Genomic DNA, 14395 nt, shown 5'->3' on the forward strand with positions numbered 1-14395 from the left:
TATTCAAAATACGACAGGGGGAGTCTGCATTCAGCCCAGCAGCATTTTTTCGGTAGTTTCCCAGTCAATGCACTGGTCGGTGATGGAGAGGCCGTATTCAAGATCGCCATTAATCTTCTGGTTACCTTCTTTGATGAAACTTTCCACCATGACGCCGGTGATCGGGCAGTTTTCCCGGGTGCGCTGTTGTTTAATACTTTCCCAGACCTTGATCTGATTGCGGGCCACCTTGTTGGCATTGGCGTGGGAGCAGTCGACCATCAGGGACGGTAAAAGCCCGGCGTCTTCGAGTTTGCAGGCGGCATAGGTGACTTCCGGGTATTGGAAGTTCGGGCCTTTACCTCCCCGCAGCACGAGATGCGTATTCGGATTGCCGGAGGTAGTGACCACGGCAGTGTGCCCGTCCTGGTCGATACCGAGAAAACTGTGCGGATTGCTGGCGGACTCAATGGCATTTATGGCAATTTCGATGTTGCCGTCGGTGGCATTTTTGAAGCCGACGGGCATGGAGAGTCCACTCGACATTTCGCGGTGCGTCTGGGATTCCGTCGTACGTGCGCCGATGGCCGACCAGCTGACCAGATCAGCCGTATACTGTGGAACAATCGGATCAAGAAATTCGGTTGCAATCGGCAGACCGAGATCGGCAATATCGAGCAGCAGCCGCCGCGCGGTGCGCAGGCCGTATTCCATATCGTTGCTGCCGTCGAGGTGGGGATCGTTGATGAACCCCTTCCATCCGATGGTGGTGCGCGGTTTCTCGAAATAGACGCGCATGACAATAAAATAGCGGTCTTTCACTTTTTCCGCTACTGCAGCCAGGCGTTTGGCATAATCGAGTGCGGCTTCAGGATCGTGGATCGAGCAGGGGCCGATAACGATCAGCAGACGGTTGTCTTTGCAGTGAATAATGTCACGAACCGTCTGGCGGTCGGACAGCACTTTTTCAGTGAGTCGGTCTCCGAGGGGGAGCTCCTCTTTCAGTTTTGCCGGCGCAATGAGTTTTTTCAGTTCGGTTACGCGCAGGTTTTCGGTGAGATAAATTTCGTTTTTCATAAGGAGGCGGAATTAAACACAAAGGTTCAGGGATTGAAAGTCCCTTCTTGTTTGCATTTTATGATGTTTTCCTGACGGTTTCTCAGTATTTCCTTGTTGGTCCAGACGCCGTGCGGATCACGGTAGGGCAGCCCGCGTGAGGTTTCGCGGATCATTCGGATTTCATGATCCGGCAGGGGAATTTCAATATCGGTTTCGCGCAGAGCGGCGATGGTTCCTCCACGTGCGCGACCTACCGGATCGGTTTCGCCGACAAAAAAGCCGGCTTCCAGCAGTCCGGAGCGGACGGGGATTGCCGCGCAGTAGGTTAAAAGCGCAGCGTCCGGTTTCATGACCCGTTTCAGTTTGCGGAAAAAGTCGACGGTCCAGAGTTCGGCATTGCGCTGTGTGGAAAACGCGTCGAGGAATACCAGATCGTATGTTGTATCCGGAAGTTTAGTGATGGTATATCGCGCATCACCCCAAAGGATCTTAATTTCCGATTTCCGGTTAATGATTGCGGATTGGTTGCGATGGAGATCGGTCAGAATTTTTTTCCAGTCACAGGAATCGGTTTCTGAAGTCTGGATATTTTCGGCGGCAGCACCGACGACGCGGCGGTCCATTTCGAGCGCGGTGATGTTCAGTGTTCTGTCCAGGTGCGATGCCCGTTCAAGGGCTGTAAGGCTGTTGTAGCCGAGTCCGAAACAGATATCCAGAAGCCGGACTTCTTCGTTTTTCAGGCGCGTTTCCAGTTTTCCGGGTACGAGATATTTTTCTTCCGCCTCGAGCCGTGCGCCTTCGGGGGTGTGGTAATGCTCTTTATAGTCATCGTTCCAGAACGTGATGGAGCCGTCTTTGGTTTCGACGGACTTTAAAGATGTCGGAGCTTTCGGCTTCGTTGCGCATCTGTCGGCTTTGTTTCCGAGGAAGAGATCGCCCTGTTTCCATTCGCGGCAGGTCATCTGTTGAACAACGTAGTCACGGAACTGACCTTTGGCCATGTGCCATCTGGGGGTGATGAGTTCGTCGTCCAGTGTGTCGGTGGTCAGTCGCATAATCGGGATATGCGGCGGCATACGGCGGATAAAATCCATCAGGTGTTCAGCAAAATCATATTCCATCAGAACGGGCAGGGGCGTCAGGGCGTGTTCAAGCGCCAGAGTCGTTCCTTTTTCGATATGCAGATTATGAATTTTTACGGCATCAATCGGAAGTGCTGCGAGCGTGTCGGCCGTCTTCCGGAAATCTTCGGCGGTTTCGCCGGGCAGACCGAGAATGGTATGGACGGCGACTTTAATGCCGAGGTCATGCAGATTTTTTATGGCGGTTTCGCTGGAGGCCCAGTTGTGGCCGCGGTTGATACGGTCGAGCGTACGGTCGTGAACGGTCTGTACGCCGAGTTCGACCCAGACTTCGATGTGTTTGTTTAATTCCACGAGAAAGTCATAGGCCTGCGGTGTGAGGCAGTCGGGGCGGGTTCCGATGCTCACAGCGGTGAAGTCGAAGGAATCCAGCAGGTCGAGATAGAGCGGCTGCTGACTTTCGCCGAAGGTGGCGGAAAAGGCCTGAATGTAGGCCATGTATTTCTTCGCATTATAGCGGTCGCGTGCAAAGCGAATGGCTTCGTGCATCTGTTCTTTGACGGTGCCCGCACCGATGGTCTGTACCGCCGCCGAGCCGCGCACATTACAGAAGGTGCAGCCGCCGGAGCCGTCGGCTTCGCGGTTGGGGCAGCCGAAATTAAAGTCGATCGGCACGCGGAACAGCGGATCGCCATACCGTTCTTTCATGTAGTCTTTGTATTGAAGGTAGGGTTTGCTCATCGATCAAACAGGAGGCGCTGACCGCGGACGGCGGTGTTGATTTCGCCGTTGGCGTAGGCGACTTCACCATTCACGAAAGTGGTGTCGATGGAGGATTTGAAGGTGACGCCTTCGAAGGGCGACCAGCCGCATTTATATTTAATGTTGTCTTTGGTGACGGTGTACGGTTTTTCGGTGTCGATGAGTACGAGGTCGGCCCAGTAGCCTTCGCGGATAAAACCGCGTTCCAGACATTGGAAAATCCGGGCCGGATTGTGTGCGGTTTTTTCGGCCACCATTTCAAGCGGGAAGAGTTCCACAGCTGTGGTTATGGCACTTTGAATCAGCGGAAGTCCGGAAGGGGCGGATCCGTAGGGGTTCAGTTTCTCTTCATAAAGGTGGGGCGCATGGTCGGTGCCGATGGTATCAATCACGCCGTCTTTTACCGCCTGACGAAGGGCGGCGCGGTCGGCTGGTGTTTTGATGGACGGGTTGCATTTGATAAACGCCCCTTTTTCAGCGTAGTCGTCGGACGAGAACCAGAGCATATGGGGGCAGGCTTCGCCGGTGATTTTTTTATTTTCCGCGGCACCGGCTTTGAAGAATTCGAGTTCTTTTGCGGTGGTCAGGTGGAGTACATGAATCTGCGAGCCGTATTGGGTGGCGAGTTCACAGGCGAGTTTGGTGGAGACATAGCAGGCTTCTTCGGAGCGGATTTTCCAGTGTTCCGTAAACGGGATTTCTTCGCCGAATTTTTCACGTGCGGTTTTTTCGTTTTCACGGATGGTGTTGGTGTCTTCGCAGTGCAGGGAAATCGGTACTTCCACTTTCCCGAAGATATTTTCAAGCTGTTCGGTGCGGTCGACGAGCAGTCCCCCGGTGGAGGCTCCCATGAAAAGTTTGACGCCACAGACGGTTTGGGGGTCCATGGCGAGCAGTTCGTCGATGTTGGTATTGGAGGCACCGAGGTGGAAGGAGTAGTTGGCGATGCATTTAGTGGCGGCCACTGCAAATTTATCTTCAAGTATTGCATTGGTGATGGCCGCCGGTTTGGTATTCGGCATTTCCATGATGGAGGTGACGCCTCCGGCGACGGCTGCACCGCTTTCGGAATGCATATCGGCTTTGGCTTCCAGCCCGGGTTCGCGGAAGTGGACGTGACAGTCGATCATACCGGGAAGCAGAGCTTTTCCGGCAGCGTCGATGACCCGGCAGGCGTCGGCTGGCAGAGCGGGGGCTATGTTATCGATACGACCGTTTTTGATGAGAACGTCGCCTTCGCAGATTTCGCCTTCATTAACGATGCGTGCGTTGGTAATAAGTGTCGTTTGCATGCGGGGCAGGATACGGAAGCGCTGAAGTTTTTAAATCACGAAATAAACAAAAACGGTTCTATTTTGTGCGATTTGCGGATTTTACGGTTTTTCCGATGAGAACAGACCGGCGGCCGGTGCCGATGTGGATAATATAAAGTCCCGTCAAAATTAATCGGAGTCATCCGGCCGGAGAATTCGCGTATCATTTCAGCCTTTTGATGAATGCCCTTGTTTCGTGGAGTTCAAAGTGTTGACTGAAAAGCGATAAAATGGATGATGCCCCCTTTGTTCCAAAGATTGGAATCGTTTTTGGATTGGCTAAAACGGCATTCTATACCAAATTAGTCCCAGTTAACCGAGAGGCACCATTTATATGAGTAATTTCGTTCAACCCCGTATAAGTGACGAAGAAGCGCTGGACATGCTGAAGAATATGTCGACGGCGGAGCTGATGTACCGCGCGGATCAGATCCGCCGGGCACGCCACGGTTCGAAAACCTACTATGTGCACAGCCACAATCTCAACCCGACGAATCTCTGTGTGGTTGAATGCAATCTCTGTTCATTCTGGCGTCCGGAAGGGGCGAAGGATGCCTATATCACAACGCTCGATGATGCACGGAAAAATCTGGAACGTGCGCAGAACTGGAATCTGACAGACCTGCATATTGTCGGGGGGATGATTCCGGAGCTGGATATCAACTATTATGAAGACCTTTTCTCCCTCGCCCGGGAAATGCTGCCCGGCGTGCTGCTGCAGGGCATGACTGCGGTTGAGATTCATTGGATTGCCGGAAATGCGGGAATTTCGGTCCGTGAATGTCTTGAGCGGCTGAAAGCCTGCGGCTTCGGATCGATTTCCGGTGGAGGGGCGGAAATCTTTCATCCGGATGTACGGAAGAAAATTGCCACGACCAAGATTCTGGCCCAGCACTGGCTGGAGGTGCATGAAACCGCCCATGAGCTGGGGATTCCGACCAATGCCACCATGTTGTTCGGTCATATTGAAAAAGACGAACATCTGATTGATCATCTTTCCAGACTGCGGAACCTTCAGGATAAAACCGGCGGTTTTCAGGCCGTGATTCCGCTTCCGTTCCAGGCCAATGGAAAAGCACTGGGTATTAAACATACCGTCAGCGGCGACCGGCAGGTCCGCGTGGCGGCGCTGTCGCGGATTTACTGCGACAACTTCCCGCATGTCCGCATGCTGGTAAACTATATGGACCGCAAACTTCTTGGTGTATTGACACACAGCGGTGTTGACGACATCGGAGGAACGAGTCTGGAAGAACGTATTGCCAAAGAAGGCGGTGCGCCGCAGAGTCAGAAATTCTTTACCGCGAAAGAAATGGAGGAATTTCTGCTGAATCATGGCCATACCCCGATTCTGACCAACAGTGTGTACGATGAACTGATTGCCGATGAAGGCACCATGAAACATACCGGGAATCGGGCCGACAAACCGGTTGAAGCCGCCCCCGCGATTGCCAATCGTTGGAAACCGATTCTCGACCGTGTCGAGGCGGGAGAGCGGATTAATGCGGAAGAAGCGGCAATTATTTATGATGAAGCACCGTTCCAGGAGCTGGGCCGTGTGGCGGCGAAACGCCGGCAGGATGCGGTGCCGGGCAATATTGCCACTTATGTTTTTGATAAAAATCTGAACACGACCAATGTCTGTGTGGTGGATTGCAAATTCTGTGCGTTTTATACCAAGCAGGAAAAACCCGATGCCTATGTGAAATCGCCGGAGCAGATTGTGGAGCAGGTGAAAGAGGCCGCCGAGGCGGGTGCCACTCAGATCCTGATTCAGGGCGGTCTGCATCCGGAACTTAAACTGGAATATTATGAACAATGTCTGCGCGGCATCCGAGACAATGTCGATATCTGGATTCACTCGCTTTCGCCGACTGAAATTGAGTTTATGGCGGCGATGGAGCATATTTCGATCAAAGAGTGCCTGCAGCGTCTGAAAGATGCCGGGCTGCAGTCGTTGCCGGGTGGCGGGGCGGAAATTCTGAACGACGATATCCGTAAACGTATCAGTCCGAAAAAGACGCGCTCCCAGGCCTGGCTGGATCTGATGGAGGATGCGCATTCGATTGGTCTGAAAACCACGGCCACGATGGTGTACGGTTTCGGTGAGACTACGGAGCAGCGGATTGAGCATTTTATGAAAATTCGCGACCTTCAGGATAAAACCGGTGGTTTTACGGCTTTTATTCCGTGGAGTTTTTCTGCGGATCATACGGATCTTGATTGTCCGCGTCCTCAGAACGGAGTTGATTACCTTCGCCTGATTGCGATGGCACGGATTATTCTGGATAATGTGCCGCATCTGCAGGCGGGCTGGGTGACGGAAGGCCCGGATGTTTCGCAGCTGGCGCTTCAGTACGGAGCCGATGATTACGGCGGTGTGCTGATGACAGAAGAAGTGGTCAGTGCCACCGGTGTTGATTATAAGGTCGACGAGGATCTTGTTCTGTTCCTGATCCGTGAGGCGGGCTATGTTCCGGCGCAGCGAACCACGCAGTATGAAATGATCAAAATCTACGACGAGGCCTCTGCAGAACCGACTGAAGCAGAAATGGCTGTCGCCTACGTGGAGTAAAAAGAGGTGGCAAAGAATGTGCTCGGCGGGGAGCTGATTCCCTGCAGTGTGGATCCGCTTACGGGATTTTTCCGCAATGGAAAATGCGATACCCGGGCGGAGGATCAGGGAATGCATACCATCTGTGTTCAGATGACCGATGAATTTCTGGCTTTTTCTAAATCGGTTGGAAATGATCTGTCAACGCCGATGCCGGAATATGGGTTTCAGGGATGCCGTGAAGGGGATTTCTGGTGCCTCTGTCTTTCCCGCTGGATTCAGGCGTATGACGCCGGTTATGCCCCGCAAATCCGTCTGGAATCCACTCATGCCTCGGTGCTTGAGTTTCTGGAGCTTGATATCCTCGAAAAGTTTGCTGTAAAACCGGTTTAATACGGTTTACGTATTCCGGCCGACAATCGGCTGCCCGGATGCTGACGGCAGTGGTGTAGTGTTTTTCCAGCTCCTGTGTTAGTTGGCCGACTTGTTGCTTGTATGGCGGCACGGGAAATCGGGTTAATACACAATGATATCATTTTCAACGGCCATTTTTTTTGATGCGTTTCTACATCTGGAGATCTACGTTTTAGCCGCTCTGGTGTTGTACTATGTATTGCGCAAACAGGCCGACGGGCTGTTCAGAATTAAATATATGAAAGTCGTATATGTGATTCTGATGGTTTTTATTGCCCATACTTCTCTCGGAAAATTTTCCTGGTCGCCGTGGCCGTTGACGCTTGTTCTGCTGCTGGCTCTTTCTGTAGCGCTCATTCTGGCTTTTTTTGAAGTGCAGCCCCGCGAGGCTGCTGTTGCTTCCGGAATTCTGGTGATCATCTGTATGGTTGGTGTAACTTCGGTTTCCACTGTTTATTCGCTTATTTTTCCAAAGTCGCCCACGTTTTCACAATACATCGGACTGGATTCGCTGTTTAAGGAAATCACGGTCAGAAACAGAAGTGTTGCTGATTTTGATCCGGAGCAGGAAACGGTGGTTTCTGAAGCATTGCTGGTTCAGCACAATGTATTCGAGTTGCTTGACGTCAGTGTTGAAGATTTAAATGCCATGCTCCGGACCCGTCAGGAAAAAACAGCTGCGAGTCGGGTTCTGAGGGAGCGGATGGCTGTGGCGATGGCCCGCTCCGGATTTGCAGTGCGGCGTGATCTGTTGAAGGCAATTCTCTCCGCCGATCCGCAGCAAACCATACTGATGGCTTCATTTTTTGCCGGAGTTCAGCAGGAGCCGGGCGGGGCGGATCTGATGCAGCATGTGCCTGAGCTCTTGCAGCAAAGTATTGAAAATGTGGATGGTTTTCCGCTGACGGATGATCAGCAACGCCGGTTGCTCGACTATATTGAATGTATTCACACCGAAGGGATTTCATCCACCATTCGGCATGCCAGGACGGATGATGGTTTGAGATCGGGGGATGCCGGTTTTTACGGGTCTGTTCTTGCTGCGCTGGTACAGGCGGAATTTGATATTCCGATGGATCGTCTGATTACCGATTCTCTGGCCCGGGCGATGTTGAGTCCCTCGTCGTTAAAGGGGATGGCTTCCAGCCATTGGAAACGGCTCGGAAAAGATCCTCAACTGGAATGGGAGCTGGCCCTTTCGGAGGCCGAGCCGGAAGCTGATAAAACACATAATGAACCAGCAGAAGTCGTGGTGGAGGAAAACCTGTATATTCGGGTAACCACTTCGATGGGGGTGGTGATGATTCCGGATGACATCGACAGTTGCGATGCCTGGATTGCCGCCGCCAATCAGCTGAAAATTCGTGGGTTTGTTTCGCTCGATGACGAAGTTGTAATTCTTAGCACAACGGGAGAAATCGTCCGCAAAGGACAGCAGTGGTATATTGAATTTCAGGATTTCACCTATACCTTCGATATCACCCGGATTGAGCGGAACCGGGTTTATATGACCGCCGGTGAGCGAATTGAGAACAGCGTGGCAGTTTTTAACTGATTGCTCGCGCAAGCTCTTCTATTTTTTCCGCAGCGGCGCCTTCGCAGATCCAGGCCAGGCCATAGGTTTTCTGCGGTTGGGCCGGACGGATGGAAAACTCCGCTTTGGAATAGTCAAAGTAGACCGGGCCATCCGGAGACCGGAGATACCCTTTCACACGATAGACCGCATCTTCGTTTTCCAGAATCAAGGTTTTGAATGGTTCTGGATCAGTTGCCGAGGGTAGATCCAGAACGAACGCTGCATAACGCGGATCGCGGCATTTGGCATATTCTCCATGCAGTTCCGCGTGCGAACCTCCGGTTCCGAAAATTGAAAAATCGGCTACGGCGCGTTCGCATCGGCACAGCTGGACCCCGGGGTTGATATTGAGCACCTCGGCTTCGGTTTTGATCAGCTGTTCTTCATCAAAAAGGTCGCATTTGTTGAGCAGTATCAGGTCGGCGGCCTCCACCTGATGAATAATATTCGGCAGTGTATGGATCAGCCGGAGAAAACTGCGCGGTTCCACAATGCTGATGATGGAGCTTAGCTCAAAATATGCATCAAGACCGGTTTCTTTGAGCATATCGGCAATGACCCGGGGATCCGCCATGCCGCTGGCTTCAATAACGACGCCTTCGGCATCGCTATGCTTTTTATAGATATTCGTCAGCTGTCCGATGAACTCGGTAACCAGACATTTGCAGAATATACTGCCTCCGGGAATAGAGACCACGTCGGGATTTTCGGCTGAAACAATAGCTCCGTCCACATCAAGAGCGGAGAATTCGTTGACCAGATAAACCCATGGGCGTTCTTTGTTCTGTTCGACAATCCGCTTAAGCAGGGTTGTTTTTCCGGTGCCGAGAAATCCGGTGATCAGGCAGATGGGAATCATGGCATTAACTCCGTTGGAAAGATTCAGCATCGAACCCCGGAACAAACCGGTTCGCGGTCCGATGCCGGGCGGGGCTATTCAGCCGCTTCTTCAATGGCATTCACCAGTGTGGTGATGTCGGGAATAATCGAAGCAAATTTCGGTTCACCGTTAATGCAGATGGTCGGCAGGTTTTTAACACCCAGTTTGACCATCATACCAATGCCTTCGCGCACCTTGATTTTATGTTCGTTGATGCAGCACTTTACCGAGGTTTTTTCGGCGGCTTTATTGACGGCTTCCATCATGTACTGACACGGTGCACAGGAGGTGGAATCCAGTGTAATGACATCAAGAATAACACCGTCGGTCGTCTGATAGTCGGGAAGTTGTATGTCGTCAAAGGAATCGGCTTCTTTGGCCTGCAGTGTCTTTGCGGTTTCGCGTGCATATTCGTCGTGAACCATATCCGCAACCGCCTGGAGATTTTTAACCGGAACGGCGTAAGGCAGGTCGCACCCCGGAGCCAGGATGAATCCCTTGTTTCCGCTTTTTTCCATGATGTCCAGGACTTCCAGTTTTGCATCTTCTTCGTCTCCCAGCAGGAGGACGGAGGTCAGCTTAATGTTTCCGCCGAATGATTTCCCCTGGGCTTCACAGAGTTCACGCAGGTGGGCCATATCGATCTGTTCATCCACCGAAATGTTGTCGGCCGTGGTTTGGGTCATAACTTCAAGGTTGCGGGTCACATCGCCGCAGACAAAGATGGAGGATATGCCGCCGTGCTCACGGATGTGGTCGTACACCGCATTCATAGCCGGAGTTACGAACTGCTCAAAATGGTCCGGAGAAATCTGACTGGTCATCGGATCCACCACCGCAATCACGTCGGCTCCGTGATTAAGATAGATGTCTGCTGATTTTTTGCAGACTTCCGCGCAGTAACTGATCACCTTGATCACTTCATCCTCTTCGTCGTACATATCGAGGAAAATGTCATTGCCGAGCAGATGGAGGGCCAGAGTGAACGGGCCGCAGATCAGACCGTAGAGGGCCGTGTCGTCACCGATATCTTTTTTCAGGGTTTTCAGTGCTTCCACAACAATCGGGAAGCGGCCTTTGGTTTCATCGATTTCAGGCAGATCGGCAATGGTTTTACCCATAGCCAGCGGATGGCTGGTGACTGCCGGCGGAACCTCGTCGGCCCAGTGGAGGTCACAGCCGAGAATTTCCGCTTCAATCTGCAGATCGAACATCACCGGAAGTCCGTCCGGCTTATAAAGCGATTTTGCTTTCTTGAGTCCTTCAACCAGCAGATCGGCCGAGGTGAGATATTCGGTTGCCGATTTGCCGATAAGGAAGCCGCCGTGGCAGCCGACAAACGGCAGCCATGCCGGACGGGGAGTTTCTTTGCCAGCAATTGCGTCTAATAGAATCTGTTTACCTGTCATCGCCATACTCCTTGTTTAAATGGATGGAACAAGCATAGGGGGAATTTAAATTCCGTATAGGTCTTTACGGATATTGAATACGACAATCTTGCTGATGGAGTCTGATTAGGTGTCCGGGGCGGCGCGGACGATTGTCTCATTATGGGTTGCAACGATCCGGGAGCCTGGAGAAAGAACAAGAAAATCTTCGGAATCCCATTCGCCCAGCAGCATGCGTTGAAGGAGGTCAAGGTTTCCGGGCACTTTTTCAAAACGCCAGCCCTTGGAGGCCGCTTCTTCTCTGGCGGTTTGTTCAAAGCTGTCGTCGGGTTCCACTCCCATTTCAATAAATGTGATTTGGGAATAGTTTTTTTTAGTATCGCACAGCTCCTCCCAGAGAAACTGTGCATTGTCTTCTCCGTATTTTTCGACCAGCTGGTCGTAGGTCAGGTCCATGCCGAGCTGGGTCGGGATTGCGATATCTTTCAGGTCGTCAGCAACATAGTCGCGTTCAATCCAGCCAGTGGTTTTGAAATAGGTGCCGGGGTTTTCATTAAAATATTTCTGATAGCGCTGCCGGCTTCCGAGAAACAGCGTGATGCAGTCATGCGCCCGCGGCAGTACGACGGGAATCGTACGGGCTTTGAGGCCGTTGAGGCCGTTATTGCAGAGGCCGTACCCCATAATGACCGCGTCGTAATCCTCCTGCGATGCCTGGTCTACAATGGTCTGAATCCGCTTTAGCATTTCCTCGGCGGGAATATCGTGCAGTCCTTTCTGCAGAAACTGCACATCAATATCGTGCGGGGTATTCTGCAGCAGGAATTCCATTTCCCGGAAAAAAATTTCGCAGCTGATCAGTTTAAACTTCATAGCGGTTTGTCATTCGTCTGGCGGTAAAGAGCCTCAACAGGTGCACAGAAACGAATGTATTCCGGTTTCTGCACGGTTGATTATACCTGACTTTCGATAGTTGGAAAGTCATCGGTTTCCAGATTGGGAATGGCCAGAGCTTCCTGATAGTGGTTTACAAAATGGTCGGTTTTGTTGAGGGTAATGACAGTGGGACGATCGATGATGTCGAAGCATTCCGTTGTTACGTTCCTGTCCAAAACGGCAAGAGTTGCGCCGGCCAGAGAACCGTTTCCGATGATGTCATATTTTGATCTGTCAATATCCGGAAGCAGTCCGATACAGATCGCATTTTCCAGGTTGATATATTTGGCGAATCCCCCGGCCAGGATAATGCGGTCCACATCGTGTACGGTTTTGCCCAGTTCGACCAGCAGCGACTTGAGTCCGCCATAGATTGCTGCTTTGGCCTTCAGAATTTCAGCAATATCCCCTTCGGTTATCGTGATGGATTTCCCGGTGGCGGAAAACGGCGGAGAAACCAGGGTGCATGCATGCATCCCGGCTGTTTTTTCATAGCGATGCTGCTGCTTCAGCATTCCGATGTCAAAACGACCGACCCTATTGATAAGACCGCAGCGGAACCCTTCTGCAATAAAGTCAATGATTGCGGAGCCGCAGAGTCCTATGGGCTTCGTTTCGCCGATCACGGTGAGTTTAAAATCCAGCTTATCATCAAATTCAATGGTGTCGATGGCACGATTGGCAGCCCGGGCGCCATGCAGCAGCCCGGCGCCTTCAAATGCCGGACCCGCCGCCGTGGCACAGGCGGTCATTTTGCCGTTCATATAAGCCACCATTTCACCATTGGTTCCGATGTCGATCAGCAGGGTCAGATCATCGCTTTCCCCGTTTTCGGAGGGGGTCATCATGGTGCGGTGGCGGAAAATATACAGGTCGGATGTAATGTCGCCGCCGACATATCCTGAAATCGCCGGAATGTCCTCCACCAATGCTTCAGGATGCATATCGATGTCCAGTGCTCCGGCGGTGCTTCTGAAAAAACGGCTTACAGGTTCGAAAGGAAGTACGCCGATGCTTTCCGGGGATACTCCGAAGAAAATATGCATCATTACCGTATTTCCCGAAAGTACGAGATGATGCAGATCGGATGTTTCCGTGCCGGTTCTGTCACAGAGCCGGTGGATCAGAGGATTCAGGGTATGTTCAATCACCAGATGCTGGAGTTTTTCCAGTTCGCCGGGTTTTGAGCAGAGCGAAATACGCGAAACCACATCATCGGCCTTGAGAATCTGCTGGTTGTACTGCGATTCGAGGGCTGCTGTTTTTCCGGATTCGAGATCGATCAGAGCGGCGGAGACGGTTGTTGTGCCGACATCAACGGCCAGTCCGAACCCCTGCTTAAACCGGGGCGCGAGGGGGTGGGGCGGCAATTCCATGTCATCCGCAATACGGGCGCCATCGAATGAAATCACAGCCGTGTCGGGCAGAAAAATTTCGGCATCAGAATCCAGCACATAGGTCATGCACGAAAGGGCTTCACGGCACTGACCGGCAGTGACGGTGATTTCTGCGTCGAAGATGCGGTAGCGGCCTTCGCCCAGCAGTACTGAGCAACTGGAGCAGGAGCCCTGTCCGCCGCATCTGGCTTCAATCGACCAGCCCGCCTGGCGGGCGAGCTCCATGACCGTTGCTTCCGGCTGATTTTTAACCTCTACTGTGCGGCCTTCAAAGGTGATGCGTACTGCCATAAAATATCCTGATCCGGATGCAGCTGTACTGCCCTAAAAAAGCCGTCGCGAGGCGACGGCTTTTTTCAGCATACCAGCATGATGGTAATTAGGCGGCAATGCCGAGGACTTCCTTGGCGGTCAGCACGCAGGTGTTGGCATCATCGGAATAGCCATCGGCACCGATTTCATCGGCATAATCCTGAGTCACCGGAGCGCCGCCGATCAGAATTTTGGCTCCGCAGCCTTCAAGACCGGCAACCACTTCCTTCATATAAGGCATGGTGGTGGTAAGCAGAGCGCTGAGCAGGACCAGCTGGGCACCGTTATCGACGGCTTCTTTGTATTTATCAACATCGCAGTCAACCCCGAGATCCATTACTTCGAAACCTGCACCCTTGAGCATCATGGCGCAGAGGTTTTTACCGATGTCGTGGAGATCACCCTTAACGGTTCCGATTGCAACTTTTCCGATCGGCTCATGGCCGGCGGCCTCCAGCAGCGGTTCGAGCAGATCGAGTCCGGCCTGCATGGCCCGGGCGGCAATCAGCATTTCCGGAACATAGGCTTCATTCCGGGAAAAACGATCTCCGATCTCCGCCATGGCCGGAACCATGGATTCCATCAGGATCTCTTCCACATCGGTTTTACGTTCAATTTCAGTCTGAACAAGTGCAGCGACATCTTTCCGTTTTCCCTTCAGCACCGCCTCAAAAAGTTCTTCATTCCTAGCCATAGTATCCTTCCCTCGGATTCATTGTTTACATCATTTCGATATTCCCGTT

Annotated in this window: 11 protein-coding genes; 3 read left to right on the top strand and 8 right to left on the bottom strand. The window is 52.2% G+C overall.

Annotated features, from left to right (window positions below; translation table 11 throughout):
* Window positions 1-30: 30 nt before the first annotated feature.
* The 3 genes from EGM51_02990 to EGM51_03000 are packed head-to-tail and all read right to left on the bottom strand — an operon-like array spanning window position 31 to window position 4174.
* Window positions 31-1056 (bottom strand): 3-deoxy-7-phosphoheptulonate synthase, encoded by a 1026-nt coding sequence (locus tag EGM51_02990; protein ID QBG46410.1) that lies wholly within the window; start codon window positions 1054-1056, stop codon window positions 31-33.
* Between the two features lie 26 nt (window positions 1057-1082).
* A complete protein-coding gene (locus EGM51_02995) occupies window positions 1083-2861 on the bottom strand; it encodes a TIGR01212 family radical SAM protein (GenBank protein ID QBG46411.1) in 1779 nt (592 codons plus the stop codon).
* A complete protein-coding gene (locus tag EGM51_03000) occupies window positions 2858-4174 on the bottom strand; it encodes a dihydroorotase (protein QBG46412.1) in 1317 nt (438 codons plus the stop codon). The genes EGM51_02995 and EGM51_03000 overlap by 4 nt, the downstream gene beginning before the upstream one ends.
* A 355-nt stretch (window positions 4175-4529) precedes the next feature.
* On the opposite strand from EGM51_03000, the gene mqnC reads away from it, so the two are divergent.
* From mqnC to EGM51_03015, 3 genes are all read left to right on the top strand, one after another.
* On the top strand, window positions 4530-6770 hold the full coding sequence (gene mqnC, locus EGM51_03005; GenBank protein ID QBG46413.1) for a dehypoxanthine futalosine cyclase: 2241 nt from the start codon (window positions 4530-4532) through the stop codon (window positions 6768-6770).
* Window positions 6771-6776: 6 nt separating this feature from the next.
* Window positions 6777-7142, top strand: a complete 366-nt coding sequence (locus tag EGM51_03010) for a DUF2237 domain-containing protein (protein QBG46414.1) — start codon at window positions 6777-6779, stop codon at window positions 7140-7142.
* A 133-nt stretch (window positions 7143-7275) separates the two neighbouring features.
* Window positions 7276-8718, top strand: a complete 1443-nt coding sequence (locus EGM51_03015; GenBank protein QBG46415.1) for a hypothetical protein — start codon at window positions 7276-7278, stop codon at window positions 8716-8718.
* Here EGM51_03015 and EGM51_03020 read toward each other — a convergent pair.
* From EGM51_03020 to EGM51_03040, 5 genes are all read right to left on the bottom strand, one after another.
* Window positions 8711-9628: a hypothetical protein gene (locus EGM51_03020; protein ID QBG46416.1), complete on the bottom strand. Its 918-nt coding sequence runs from the start codon at window positions 9626-9628 to the stop codon at window positions 8711-8713. The two genes, EGM51_03015 and EGM51_03020, sit on opposite strands and share 8 nt — an antisense overlap.
* A 44-nt stretch (window positions 9629-9672) precedes the next feature.
* Entirely contained in the window at window positions 9673-11028 is a 1356-nt protein-coding gene (locus EGM51_03025; GenBank protein QBG46417.1) for a uroporphyrinogen decarboxylase, read from the bottom strand.
* A 105-nt stretch (window positions 11029-11133) separates the two neighbouring features.
* Window positions 11134-11880, bottom strand: coding sequence for a DUF1638 domain-containing protein (locus EGM51_03030; protein QBG46418.1), 747 nt, complete (start codon window positions 11878-11880; stop codon window positions 11134-11136).
* Between the two features lie 80 nt (window positions 11881-11960).
* Complete coding sequence (locus tag EGM51_03035) at window positions 11961-13631, bottom strand: DUF4445 domain-containing protein (protein QBG46419.1); 1671 nt, start codon at window positions 13629-13631, stop codon at window positions 11961-11963.
* A gap of 88 nt (window positions 13632-13719) precedes the next feature.
* The gene (locus EGM51_03040) at window positions 13720-14346 is read right to left on the bottom strand and encodes a cobalamin-binding protein (protein QBG46420.1); all 627 of its coding nucleotides are present in this window, start codon (window positions 14344-14346) and stop codon (window positions 13720-13722) included.
* Window positions 14347-14395 lie beyond the last annotated feature (49 nt).

It is taken from the genome of Verrucomicrobia bacterium S94 (genome assembly GCA_004299845.1).
GTDB lineage: Bacteria > Verrucomicrobiota > Kiritimatiellia > Kiritimatiellales > Pontiellaceae > Pontiella.

Coding starts and splice junctions, on each gene's coding strand:
- mqnC (QBG46413.1), top strand. CDS start 4,530: ATGAGTAATTTCGTTCAACCCCGTATAAGTGACGAAGAAGCGCTGGAC.
- EGM51_03035 (QBG46419.1), bottom strand. CDS start 13,631: ATGGCAGTACGCATCACCTTTGAAGGCCGCACAGTAGAGGTTAAAAAT.
- EGM51_03000 (QBG46412.1), bottom strand. CDS start 4,174: ATGCAAACGACACTTATTACCAACGCACGCATCGTTAATGAAGGCGAA.
- EGM51_03040 (QBG46420.1), bottom strand. CDS start 14,346: ATGGCTAGGAATGAAGAACTTTTTGAGGCGGTGCTGAAGGGAAAACGG.
- EGM51_02990 (QBG46410.1), bottom strand. CDS start 1,056: ATGAAAAACGAAATTTATCTCACCGAAAACCTGCGCGTAACCGAACTG.
- EGM51_03025 (QBG46417.1), bottom strand. CDS start 11,028: ATGACAGGTAAACAGATTCTATTAGACGCAATTGCTGGCAAAGAAACT.
- EGM51_03015 (QBG46415.1), top strand. CDS start 7,276: ATGATATCATTTTCAACGGCCATTTTTTTTGATGCGTTTCTACATCTG.
- EGM51_03020 (QBG46416.1), bottom strand. CDS start 9,628: ATGCTGAATCTTTCCAACGGAGTTAATGCCATGATTCCCATCTGCCTG.
- EGM51_03030 (QBG46418.1), bottom strand. CDS start 11,880: ATGAAGTTTAAACTGATCAGCTGCGAAATTTTTTTCCGGGAAATGGAA.
- EGM51_02995 (QBG46411.1), bottom strand. CDS start 2,861: ATGAGCAAACCCTACCTTCAATACAAAGACTACATGAAAGAACGGTAT.